This is a genomic window from Acidovorax sp. Leaf191 (assembly GCF_001424425.1).
Taxonomy (GTDB): domain Bacteria; phylum Pseudomonadota; class Gammaproteobacteria; order Burkholderiales; family Burkholderiaceae_C; genus Acidovorax.
Genome location: NZ_LMPT01000007.1, coordinates 40,540 through 52,468, shown reverse-complemented (window position 1 = coordinate 52,468; position 11,929 = coordinate 40,540). Strand labels below are relative to the sequence as shown.

Here is an 11,929-nt window from a genome sequence, read left to right as displayed (position 1 = left end):
TCACTGGGCGCAGTCGAAACGCCGCGCGAGGCTTCGACAGGCTCAGCCCGAACGGATTGGGGTATGGAGTGATTCGGCGCGAACCCGTATGACGACATTGCACCAGCACCACACCTTGATTTCCGAAGAGTCCCGCATCACCCGGCGCAGCACCCTGCAGTGGCCTGCCGCTGCGCTGGCCGGGGCCGCCCTGCCAGCGCTGGCCCAGGCTCAGCCGAAAGCGCCCCATAGCACCACCCCGCTGCGCATCGTGGGCCCGTGGGAGATCAGCGGGCTGGCGCCTGCGCAAAGCGGCTACATGTTCACCCGCCTGCAGGTCGCCGAAACGCTGATGGGCGCCGGCGATGATGGCCGCCCCGAAGGTGCGCTGGCCCAGCGCTGGCGCACCTCGGCCGACGGGCTGGCGTGGCAGTTCGACCTGCGCCCGGGCGCACGGTTTCACGATGGCAGCCCGGTGACGGCCGCTGCCGTGGTGCGCTGCCTGCAGGACGCGCAGGTGCCGCCCGCGCTGCTCAGCCATGCGCCTATTGCCGGCATTGCAGCGCAGGGCGATCACACCGTGGTGGTGCGGCTCAACCGCCCCCACGCCGCCCTGCCCGCCCTGCTGGCGCACAGCAGCACCATGGTGCTGGCACCGGCCAGTTACGGGCGCGGCGGCAAGGTGCAGTCCATCGTGGGCAGCGGGCCCTACCGCATTGCGGTGCTGGTGCCGCCGCAGCAGGTCGAGACGGTGGTGTTCGACGGCTTCGACGGGCCCCGGCCCGCCATCGCCGCCGTGCAGTACCTGGCCGCCAGCCGGCCCGAAACCCGGGCGCTGATGGCCGAAGGCGGCCAAGCCGACCTGGGCTACGGGCTGGACCCGGCCAGCCTGCGCCGGCTGCGCCGCCACCAGAAGGTGGGGCTGGCGTCGGTCACGCTGCCGCGCACCGTCATCATCAAGCTCAATGCCGGCCTGCCCGCGCTGCGCGACGTGCGCGTGCGACAGGCGCTCAGCCTGGCCATCGACCGGGGCGGCATCGCCCATGCGCTGATGGGCGACGAGAACCTGGCCGCCACCCAGTTGCTGCCGCCCACGCTGGCCGCCTGGCACAACCGGGCGCTACCCCCGCTGCGGCACGACCCCGAAGCCGCCGCGCGCCTGTTGCAGGACGCAGGCTGGCAGCGCCATGGCGACGGCCTGCGCAGCCCTGACGGCCAACCGCTGGCACTGAGCATCCGCACCTTTCTCGACCGGCCCGAGCTGCCGCTGATCGCCACCGCGTTGCAAGAGCAGTGGCGCCTGGCCGGCATTGCCGTCAAGGTGAGCATCGGCAACTCTGGCGACGTACCGCTGGGCCACCGCGACGGCAGCCTGCAGCTGGCACTGGCCGCGCGCAACTACGCCAACGTGCCCGACCCCACCGGCACGCTGGCGCAGGACTTTTCGGCCCAGGGCGGCGACTGGGGCGCCATGGGCTGGCACAGCGACGCCGTGGTGCAGTCGCTGCAAGAGCTCGCCCGCACCGCCGCCACGCCCGAGCGCGCCACGCTGCTGCGCCAGCGCATCACCCACACCCTGCAGGACGAGCTGCCCGTGATCCCCGTGGCCTGGTACCGCCAGCACGTGGCCGTGAACCCGCGCGTGCGCGGCGTCACGCTGGACCCGCTGGAGCGCTCCTACCGCATCACTTCCATGGAATGGCAAACGACATGACCCGCCCGCTCAACCCTTTGTGGGCCCTGGCCGCGCGCCGCCTGGCGCAGGTGGTGGCCTTGGCGCTCATCATCGGCACGCTGTGCTTTTTGATGGTGCGCTCGCTGCCCGGCGACCTGGCCACCCGCATCGCGGCGGGCCGCTACGGCTACGACCTGGTGAGCAATGCCGCCGCCGACACGGTGCGCGCCGAACTGGGGCTGAACCAGCCCGCCGCCTGGGCCCTGCTGCACTGGTGGCGCGACATCGCGACGCTGAACCTGGGCCTGTCGCTGGTCACGCAAGCGCCGGTGTGGGAAGAAGTGGCTCACCACCTGGCCGCCACCCTGCGGCTGTCGGCGGCCGCGCTGGGCCTGGCCTTCGTCCTGGGCGTGCCCATGGGCCTGTGGGCCGGCCTGCGGCCTGGCGGCTGGGTGGACAAGACCAGCTGGGTGCTGAGCGTGGTGCTGCGCGCCACGCCGCCGTTTTTGCTGTCGGTGCTGCTGATGCTGCTGGTGGCCGTGCACTGGGGCTTTCTGCCTGTGGCGGGCGATGAAAGCCACGCCAGCCTGGTGCTGCCCGCGCTGACACTGGGCCTGGGCCTGGCCGCCGGGCTGGCCCGCGTGACGCGCGCGGCCATGCAGGACGTGGTGCAGTCGCCATCGTTCGAGTTTGCCCGCACCAAGGGCCTGTCGGACCTGCAGGCGCTGGTGCGCCATGGCCTGCGCAATGCGGCAGTGCCTGTGGCAGCCTACCTGGGCGTGCAGGCGCTGTTCTTGGTGGAGGGCGCGGTGGTGGTGGAGACGCTGTTTGCCTGGCCCGGCATCGGCCACGCGCTGGTGCATGCCGTGTTCGGACGCGACATTCCGATGATCCAGGGCGCGGCCCTGTGCATGGGGCTGCTGTTCGTCACGTTCAACCTGGTGGTGGATGCGGCCTGCGTGGCGCTCGATCCGCGCCATGCCAAGGGGGTGTCGGCATGAGCGCGATCCCCACGCCTTCCACGATGCCGATGGCACCTGCGCAGGGCCTGCCCCGCCCCCGCGTCCGCTGGCGCACGGCTCTGGGCCTGGTGCTGCTCGGGCTGCTGGCTGCGTTTGCAGCGTTGGGCCCCTGGCTCATCGGTGCCAGCCCGGTGGCGCAAGACCTGCGCAACCAGCTGGCACCGCCCAGCGCGCAGCACTGGCTGGGCACCGACGTGCTGGGCCGCTCGGGCCTGGCGCGGCTGGCGCATGCGGCGCAGCTGTCGCTGGGCATGGCGCTGCTGGCGGCCTTCAGCGCGGCCATTCCCGGCACGCTGCTGGGCATTGCGGCCGCGTGGCGCGGGGGCCGCACTGAGCGGGCGCTGGTGATGCTGTCCGACGCGGCGCTGGCCATACCAGGCCTGCTGCTGGTGCTGCTGATCGCCGCCATCGCGCCGGGCCAGCTGGCTGCGCTGTACGTGGGGCTGGCCCTCGCGCTGTGGGTGGAGTACTTCCGCGTGAGCCGCGCCGTGGCGCGCCCCGTGCTGGCGGGCGAAGCGGTGCAGGCGTCGCGCCTGCTGGGCTTTGGGCGCGGCTACGTGCTGCGCCGGCACCTGCTGCCGGCGCTGGCGCCCACGCTGGGCACGCTGCTGGCCTTCAGCACGGCGCAGGCCGTGCTGTCGCTGGCGGCCTTGGGATTCGTGGGCGTGGGCATTCAACCGCCCACCCCCGAGCTGGGCTTGATGATGACCGAGTCGATGCCCTACTACCAGGAAGCGCCGTGGCTCATCGCCGCGCCGGTGGCGCTGCTGGTGTGCCTGGTGGCGGCCATGATGCTGCTGCAACCCGAGCGGGAGACTGCATGACCACCACCATCTCGTCATCACCCGCCCTGCTGGCCGTGGACGGCCTGGGCATTCAGGTCAACGGCAGGCACCTGCTGCGGGACATCGCGTTCACGCTCCAGCCCGGCGAAGCGCTGGCCCTGGTGGGCGAAAGCGGCGCGGGCAAGTCGCTGCTGGCCCAGGCCATCATGGGCAACCTGCCGCCCGCGCTCAAAGCCACCGGCAGCATCACCATCGAGGGCACCACCACCCGCGCCGACGACGCTGCAGCGCGGCGCGCGCTGTGGGGCCGGCGGCTGGCGCTGCTGCCGCAGGAGCCGTCGCTGGCGCTCAACCCCCTGACCCGGCTGGCCCCCCAGCTGGCCGAGGTGCATGCGCTGCTGCATGGCCAGGGCTGGCCGCAAGCGAAGGGGCTGGCCCAAGCCCAGCTGGCTGCAGCGGGGCTGGGCGAGGCAACGCAGCACTACCCCTGGCAGCTGTCGGGCGGCATGGCCCAGCGCGCGGTCGCGGCCATCACCCTGGCCGGCGGCGCGCAGGTGCTGATGGTGGATGAGCCCACCAAGGGCCTGGATGCCCATTGGCGCGACCGCACGATCGACCTCTTCCGCGGTGTGCTGGCCGCGGGTGGCTGCCTGCTGACCATCACGCACGACCTCGCGGTGGCCCAGGCGCTGGGCGGCAAGGTGATCGTGCTGCGCGAAGGCCAGGTGGTGGAGCATGGCGACATCGCCACCGTAGCCACCCGGCCATCGCACCCCTTCACCCGGCAGTTGCTGGCGGCAGATCCCGCGCGGTGGGATGCCTTTGCGGCGCCCACGCCTGGAGACACCGTGGTGCGGGCGCGCGGCATTGCCAAGTCCTACGGTGGCCGCAGCCTGTTCGCAGCCATGGACCTGGACCTTCACGCTGGCGAACGCATCGCCGTGCAGGGCCCGAGCGGCACCGGCAAGAGCACGCTGGGCAATGTGCTGCTGGGCCTGCTTGTGCCGGACACCGGCAGCGTGCAGCGCGCGCCGCAGCTGCGGCCGCATGCTTTTCAAAAGCTCTACCAGGATCCGGTATCGTCGTTTGCGCCGCACGCCAGCCTGGCGCAGTCGCTGCGCGATGCGGCCCGCCTGCACGGCCACGCCTGGGCTGCGGTGCTGCAGCGGCTGCAGCAGCTGCGCATTCCCGAAAGCCTGCTCGCACGCAGGCCCGAGCAGGTCTCTGGCGGCGAGCTGCAGCGCATCGCGCTGGCGCGCGTGCTGCTGGCACAACCCGCGCTGCTGTTCGCCGACGAGCCGACATCGCGGCTGGACCCCATCACCCAGCAGGAGGCCTTGGGCGTGCTGCTGGCGGCGGTGCGGGAGACCGGCGCCGCGCTGATGCTGGTGACGCACGACGAGCACATTGCCGCGGCGGTCGGCACGCGGACGCTGGATTTTTCCGCGAACGCCAGGGCAGCGATGCCGCGCGCACCTGCGGCTGCCGGGGTGCTTCACAATGCAGCGCCATGAGCCACCCTGTAGAAGCATCCCCTGTGCCAGCGTCCACCGCCCCAGCGCTGTGGATCATCAAGACCGGCGCGGCCCCGGCGCCTTTGCGCGCGGCGCATGGGGACTTTGAAGACTGGATCGCACAGGGCCTGCGCGCGGGCCCCGGCGGCAGTGCGCTGCAGATCCGTACCCTCGACGCGCGGGCGCTGCCCGAATGGCCTGCGCAGGACGAGATCGCCGGGGTGGTCGTCACGGGCTCTCCGGCCATGGTGACCGACCGGGAGGCCTGGAGCGAACGCACGGCGCAGTGGCTGGTCCGGCTGGTGCAAGGCGCCACCCCGCTGCTGGGCATCTGCTACGGGCACCAGCTGCTGGCGCACGCGCTGGGCGGCGAAGTGGCGCACCACCCGGCGGGCCTGGAGATCGGCAGCGTGGCCGTGCAGTGCCTGCCCGCAGCCGCAGGCGACCCGTTGCTCGGCGGGCTGCCCCGGGAGTTTGCGGCCCACACCGTCCACGAGCAATCGGTGCGGCGCCTGCCGGCTGGCGCAGTGCCGCTGGCCGCCAACGCCCACGAGGCGCACCACGCCTTTCGCGCCGGGCCCTGTGCCTGGGGCGTGCAGTTCCACCCCGAGTTCAGCCAGACGGTGATGCAGGACTATGTGCGGCTGTTCGCGCCGTCGCTGCACCGCGGCGGGGTCGATGTGCAGGCGCTGCACGCCGCGGTGGCTGCCACCCCGGCCGCCAACGGCCTGCTGGCGCGGTTTGCGAGCCTGGCACAGGGTTCTGGCTCTGGCTCTGGCTCTGGCTCCGCGTCGCAGAGTCAGGCGGGCTGAGCCACACCCCTCACCAGGGGCGGCGTCAGGTCAGAGCGACGGCGGCGCCGGGTGCGCGCCCAGGAACTGCTGCTCGAACGCCTCGACCGGCAGGGGGCGGCTCAGCAGGTAGCCCTGGATTTCATCGCAACCCAGCAGTGCCAGGCGGCGCAACTGGTCCTGTGTCTCGACCCCTTCGGCCACCACGTTGAGCGCCAGCGAGTGCGCCAGGTTGATGATGGTGGACACCAGCACGTGGCCTTGCGAGGTGGTGTCCATGCCCATGACGAAGGACCGGTCGATCTTGAGCGTGTCCGCGGGCAGCGTGGCGAGGTAGCTCAGCGACGAGAAGCCCGTGCCGAAGTCGTCGATGGCCACGGTGATGCCCATCTCGCGCAGCGCGTGCAGGCTGCGGCGGCTGTGCTCCACATCGTCCATCACCATGCTTTCGGTGAGCTCGAGCTCCAGCCCCGCACCGGCGCCGGCATCGAACGCTAGGGCCTGCCGCACTTCGGCGATGAAGTTGCGGTGGCGCAACTGCAGGGCCGACACATTGACCGCCACGCGCAGCGCCGTGTGGCCCGCGTGGCGCCAGCGCTGGTTGTCCTGCAGCGCCTGCTGCAGGGCCCAGCGGCCCACGTCGTAGATGAGGCCGGTCTCCTCCAGCACCGGGATGAAGAGCCCCGGCGGCACCAGGCCGCGGCGCGGATCGTTCCAGCGGATCAGGGCTTCGGCGCCCACGATCTGGCCGTCCGCCAGGCGCTGCTTGGGCTGATAGTGCAGCACGAACTGGCCCTCTTCCAGGGCCTGGCGCAGGCGCCCTTCCAGACTCAGTGTCTCGGCCACGCGGGTGTTCATGCCCGCGGTGTAGAACAGCAGGCTTTCTGCCGATGCCTTGGCCTTGTTCGCCGCGGCCTCGGCGTTGCGCAGCAAGGCCTCTGCATCGGCGCCGTCCAGCGGGTACAAGGCCACGCCGGCCTTGGCGGCCATGCGCAGTTCGGTGTCGCCCAGAACGAAGGGCGCATCAAAGCAGCTGCGCATCAGGTGGTCCACCGCCAGGGCAACGGCATCAGCGTCGCGGGCGTCGGTGACCGAGATGCCAAAGCTGTTGATGCCGATGCGCGCCACGCCATAGGCCTCGCCAGCGGCTTTCTGCAGCCGCTCGCCCACCTGCCGCAGCAGCTCATCGCCCCGCTGGCGCCCCAGCGTGTCGTTGACGAAGCGAAACCGGCTGATGTCCATGAGTGCCAGGCCCTGCAGGGCCCGAGAGCCCTCGCGGCAGCGCAGGTGCTGGGCGCTGCGCTCCAGGAACAGCGTGCGGTTGGGCAGGCCGGTGATCTCATCGTAGAAGGCCAGGTAGCTCAGGCGCTCTTCCTTGTCGAGGTGGTCGAGCGCAAAGCCGATGTCGCCGGCCAGCTCCATCAGCAGCTTGACCTCGACCGCGTCGAAGAAGCCCACTTCTTCGGAGAACAGCGCGAGCACGCCCACCACCTTGTTCGCCACCATCAGCGGCAGCATGGCCAGCGATGCCACGCCGTGCTGCGCGAGCAGGTCGGGCAGCACGATGCGGGGGTCGCCGCGCACGTCGTCGCACACCGCCGGCTGCCCGGTACGGGCCACCTCGGCGCTCAACGCCTCGCCCGCGGTGGGCTGTGCGTACAGGCCCAGCCGTTCCCGCACGCGCACCAGGAACTCGGGCTCGGCGCCGGCCAGCGCCACCGGCACGAGCTTCATCTGCGCCTCGTCCACGCGGCCCACCCAGGCGATCTTGAACTGCCCGGCTTCCACGGCCACGCGGCAGGCGCCCTGAAAGAGCTCTTCACGGTTGCGAACGCGCACGATCAAGGTGTTGATGCCGCTGAGCATGGCGTACACGCGGTTGAGGCGCTTGATCTTGCGCTCGGCCTCCTTGCGCTCGGTGATGTCCTCGCCCAGTGCCGCGACGCCCGTGACCTGGCCGCCCACGGACCGCAGGACGGTGTTGTTCCAGTGCACCAGCCGACGCTCGCCCGAGCGGGTGACGATTTCGTTGTCGTAGTGCCAGGTCGAGGACCGCCCCGCCAGCACGTCGGCAAACACCTGGCGGATGTGCGTCTGCTCGGGCGGCAGGAACAGCGCGAACCAGCTTTGGCCCGCCACCTCCTCGTGCTGCCAGCCGGTGAGCTTGAGCAGGTAGTCGTTGCAGTAGGTGACGCGGCCTTCGTTGTCGAGCATGACGGAGATCATCTCGACCTTGTCCAGCATGTCGTTGAAGCGCCGGTCGCTCTCGCGCAGGGCCTCTTCGGCGCGCTTTTGTACGCTGATGTCCTGGATGGTGTTGAACCAGCGGAACTTCTCGGGCGCACCGTCTTCGGGAGGCAGGGGCTCCATCACCTGGCGCAGGTGGAGCAGCGCGCCATCGGCACGCACCAGCCGGTAGGTGAAATCCATGCGCACGCGTTGCCGCCCGGCCTGCTGGGCCCGTGCGCGGTACAGGGGCTGGTCGTCGGGGTAGACCCGGGCCAGCCACTCGCGGGCCGACTGCGGCATGGCCTCGGGCGTAACGCCCAGCATGGCAGGACAGGTATCGGGCCAGCTTTCGAAGACGCCATCGCGCCCGCTGATCACGTGCGTGATCTTGGCCAGCACCTGCGCGCGGTGCAGGCCGGCCTCGCTGGCCCGCAGTTCCTCGATGACGCGCTTGCGCTCCAGCACCTCCAGCTGCAGCCGGTCCGCGTGCCGCTGCACCTCGGCGTAGAGACTGCCGTTTTCATAGATGCGGCCCACCTGCGCGCCCAGGATGGACAGGATCTTTTCATCCTCAGCACTGAACTCCGCTGCGCCCAGCTTGTTGACCAGGCACAGCCAGCCATACGAAAACGACAGCGAGGTGATGGGCGCGATCACCGCGGTGTGCAGGGCCGGGTAGCCCGCAGGCAGCCCCACGGACCGCGGGTCGCCGCCAGCTTGCACAAACCGCTGGGCGCGGCGCTGGGCGCGCACCTGCCCGAGCAGGCCGTGCGAGACCACCGGCAGATCCGGCGCACCGGTGGTGGCGGCCTCGATGCCGCTGGTGCACACGAGCGATGCGTGGATGTCCTTGCGCACCACGCACAGCACCACATACTGCGCCCCCACCAGCTCCCGCGCGCCACGGCAGACGTTGGCCAGCAGCACCTGGGGGTCGCGCTCGGAGGCCAGTTGCAGGTTCAGGTCGGTGAGCGCCGCCAGGCGGCGGTTCATGACTTCGAGCTCGGCCACGTTGCCGTTGAGCTTGTCGGTCATCAACTGCAGGTGCTGCGTCTGGAAGCTGCGCTCCAGATGTGGTGCCGGCGGGGCCACCTCGGTCAGCGCCTGCTCGATGGCCGCCAGGATGTCCTGCGGCTCGCAGGGCTTGGCCAGCACCTGGCGCACGCCGCAGGCTGCCGCGAGGTTGCGGGCCTCCTGCTCGCGGTAGTGCGCGCTGTAGAAGATCACCTGCGTGCCGGCCAGTTCGGGGTCGGCACGCATCTGCCGCACGAACTCGAAGCCGTCCATCGTGGGCATCAGGATGTCGGAGATCACCAGATCGGGCCGCTCGGCGCGCACCATGGCCAACGCCTGGGCGCCATCGGACGCCTCCAGCGCCTGGTGGCCGCTGTGCCCCACCAGCGTCACCACCAGCGCCCGGTTCACCGGGATGTCGTCGACGACGAGAATCTTGGCCATGCGCGCTCCGCCGTGTCAGGCCGCGCCTGGCGGTGAGTGGAAGGACGGGCCGAGAAACGCCTCGATCTGGCGCACGAAGGTCTCGGGCGTGATGGGTTTGGAGAGGTGGTCGTCAAAGCCCACCTCCAGCGCCTTCTCGCGGTCGCCGGGCATGGAGAACGCCGTCACCGCGACCAGGGGCACCACGCGCCAACTGGAGTTGGAACGCAGGTTGTGCGCCACCTCATAGCCGTTCATCACGGGCATCTGCAGGTCGCACAGAATCACGTCCGGCCCCTCGGCCAGGGCCATCGCCAGGCCCAGCGCACCGTTTTCTGCGGCCAGCACGCGGTGGCCCGCGTCCTCCAGCAGGTAGATGACCAACTGGCGGCTGGCCTCATCGTCCTCGATGACCAAAATCGTGGCTCTCTGTGTCATGCGCTGCTCTCCGGAATTTCCACGGTAAAGACGCTGCCCTGACCTTGCGTGCTTTCAAAGTCCACGCTCCCGCCCAGCGCCTCGGCCAGCTTGCGGCTCAGGTGCAGGCCCAGGCCCGTGCCCTCCTGGTGCCTGCGCTCCGCCGTCTCCACCCGGGAAAAAGCCTCGAACAGGCGCGACTGCTCTTGCACAGGGATGCCGGGCCCGGTGTCCCGCACGCTGACACGGACCGTGCGCCTCGTGGCCTGGGTGGCGGTCTCCAGCGTCACGTCCACGCTGCCCCCAGACGTGAACTTGATCGCATTGCCCACCAGGTTGATGAGGATCTGGCTGACCGCCCTGCGGTCGGTGTACAGCGGCACGGCACCCGGGGGCAGGTGCACGGCAAAGGCCAGGCCCTTGCGCCGGGCCTCGGGCTCGAGCGTGGCGGCGACTTCTTCGACCAGGCTGCGGCCGTCGAGCGCCTCCAGGTTGAACGATGCCTTGTTGGCGCTGAGCTTGGCCACGTCCAGCAGGTCGTTGATGAGCGACAGCAGGTGGCGCGCTCCGGTCTGCACGATGCGCAGCTGCTTGTCCTGCTCGGGGTTGAGCGGGCCGGGCAGCTGCATGATCAATGTGCCGGTGAAGCCGATGATGGCGTTGAGCGGGGTGCGCAGCTCGTGGGACATGCTGGCCAGGAAGCGGTCTTTGACCAGCGCCGCATTTTCAAGCTCCAGATTCTTCTCGCGCAGCGCCCGCTCGATGAGCTTGCGCTCGGTGACATCGCGGATCGCGCTCGACACGAACAGGCCCTCCTCCGTGTCGAGCGGGCTCAGGCTGATCTCCACCGGGAACTCGCTGCCGTCCTTGCGCAGGCCGTACAGGTCGAGCCCCGCGCCCATGGAGCGGGCGCGCGGCTCGGCGAAGAAGCCGTGGCGGTGCTCGGGGTGGCGCTGCGCGAACCGGCGGGGAACCAGGAGTTCGACCGGCTGGCCCAGCAGTTCCTCGCGGCTCCAGCCGAACAGCTTCACGGCCTGCGAGTTGACCAGCACGATGCGCCCGTCCCGGTTGACGATGACCATGGCGTCCGGCGCCGCTTCCAGCAGGTCCTTGAACTTCTGGTCGGCCCGCTTGCGGTCGGTGATGTCGCGGATGGCCGTCATCGCCATCGTGCCTTCCTCGGTGACGAGCGGGCTCAGGCTGATCTCCACCGGGAACTCGTCCCCGCCCTTGCGCAGCCCGTACAGCTCCAGCCCCGCGCCCATGGTGCGCGTGCGCGGCTGGGCAAAGAAGCCGCTGCGGTGGCCCAGGTGCGCTCCGCGGTAGCGGTGGGGCAGCAGCGTCTCGATCGACTGCCCGATCAGCTCCGACCGCACATAGCCGAACAGGCGCTCGGCCTGCGAGTTCACGAGCACGATGCGGCCGGTCACGTTGACCATGACGATCGCATCGGGCGTGGATTCGAGCAGGTCGCGAAAACGCGCTTCCAGCAGCTTGGCATCCCGCTGCACCTTGAGCTGGGTGACGTCCTTCTTGCTCGACAGGAAATAAAGCACTTCTCCGTCCGCATCGCGCACCGCCTTGGTCGAGACGTTGACGTGCACGAGCGAGCCATCCTTGCGCCGGCGCACCGACTCGTGCACGGTGGTCGAGCCGCGCAGCGCCTGGGCGCGGATGCTTTCTTCCTCCCGCACCTGGTCGGCGGGCACGATGAGCTCGGCAATGGGCCGGCCCCGGGCCTCGGACTCGGTGTAGCCAAAGATCGCCTCGGCCGCCGCATTCCAGTGGAGCACTGCGCCCTGCGGGGACAGCACCAGCAACGCATCGGGGTTCTGTTCCCAGTATCCGACCGAAAAATCAGATCCCATTGAGCCCTCCGGGCGATCGGTCCGTCATTTGCAGGCAGGTCGTGCCAGCAGGTGCGCTGGCAGCCATGAACGGCCGTCGAAATGTTCGTTGTGTGCACGGCCTGCCGGGGTGCATGCGCAGGCCGTGCCCCTGCCGAAGCGGCAGGTCGAAATCATCTTAGAAGCATGCCGCAGAAATGCCAACCCGCAAATGTCCATGCCAGCGTGTCACG

Annotated in this window: 8 protein-coding genes; 5 read left to right on the top strand and 3 right to left on the bottom strand. The window is 70.2% G+C overall.

Annotated features, from left to right (window positions below; all coding sequences use genetic code 11):
• The first annotated feature begins 88 nt into the window (after positions 1-88).
• The 5 genes from ASG27_RS07390 to ASG27_RS07370 are packed head-to-tail and all read left to right on the top strand — an operon-like array spanning position 89 to position 5,787.
• The gene (locus ASG27_RS07390; protein WP_200912408.1) at positions 89-1,693 is read left to right on the top strand and encodes an ABC transporter substrate-binding protein; all 1,605 of its coding nucleotides are present in this window, start codon (positions 89-91) and stop codon (positions 1,691-1,693) included.
• Positions 1,690-2,655, top strand: coding sequence for an ABC transporter permease (locus ASG27_RS07385; protein ID WP_082486005.1), 966 nt, complete (start codon positions 1,690-1,692; stop codon positions 2,653-2,655). Before ASG27_RS07390 ends, ASG27_RS07385 begins: the two co-directional genes overlap by 4 nt.
• On the top strand, positions 2,652-3,500 hold the full coding sequence (locus tag ASG27_RS07380) for an ABC transporter permease (RefSeq protein WP_056414795.1): 849 nt from the start codon (positions 2,652-2,654) through the stop codon (positions 3,498-3,500). Before ASG27_RS07385 ends, ASG27_RS07380 begins: the two co-directional genes overlap by 4 nt.
• The gene (locus tag ASG27_RS07375) at positions 3,497-4,975 is read left to right on the top strand and encodes an ABC transporter ATP-binding protein (protein ID WP_056414793.1); all 1,479 of its coding nucleotides are present in this window, start codon (positions 3,497-3,499) and stop codon (positions 4,973-4,975) included. The genes ASG27_RS07380 and ASG27_RS07375 overlap by 4 nt, the downstream gene beginning before the upstream one ends.
• Complete coding sequence (locus ASG27_RS07370; protein WP_056414790.1) at positions 4,972-5,787, top strand: glutamine amidotransferase; 816 nt, start codon at positions 4,972-4,974, stop codon at positions 5,785-5,787. The genes ASG27_RS07375 and ASG27_RS07370 overlap by 4 nt, the downstream gene beginning before the upstream one ends.
• 30 nt (positions 5,788-5,817) lie before the next feature.
• On the opposite strand, the gene ASG27_RS07365 is transcribed toward ASG27_RS07370, so the two are convergent.
• Genes ASG27_RS07365 through ASG27_RS07355 form a run of 3 tightly spaced genes read right to left on the bottom strand, consistent with a single transcriptional unit; the run spans position 5,818 to position 11,717 of the window.
• Entirely contained in the window at positions 5,818-9,453 is a 3,636-nt protein-coding gene (locus ASG27_RS07365; protein ID WP_056414787.1) for an EAL domain-containing protein, read from the bottom strand.
• 15 nt (positions 9,454-9,468) lie between these two features.
• On the bottom strand, positions 9,469-9,870 hold the full coding sequence (locus tag ASG27_RS07360; RefSeq protein ID WP_056165663.1) for a response regulator: 402 nt from the start codon (positions 9,868-9,870) through the stop codon (positions 9,469-9,471).
• Positions 9,867-11,717 carry a PAS domain S-box protein gene (locus ASG27_RS07355; RefSeq protein WP_056414783.1) on the bottom strand — a complete coding sequence of 617 codons (1,851 nt, stop codon included), beginning with the start codon at positions 11,715-11,717 and terminating at the stop codon, positions 9,867-9,869. Before ASG27_RS07355 ends, ASG27_RS07360 begins: the two co-directional genes overlap by 4 nt.
• Positions 11,718-11,929: the final 212 nt, after the last annotated feature.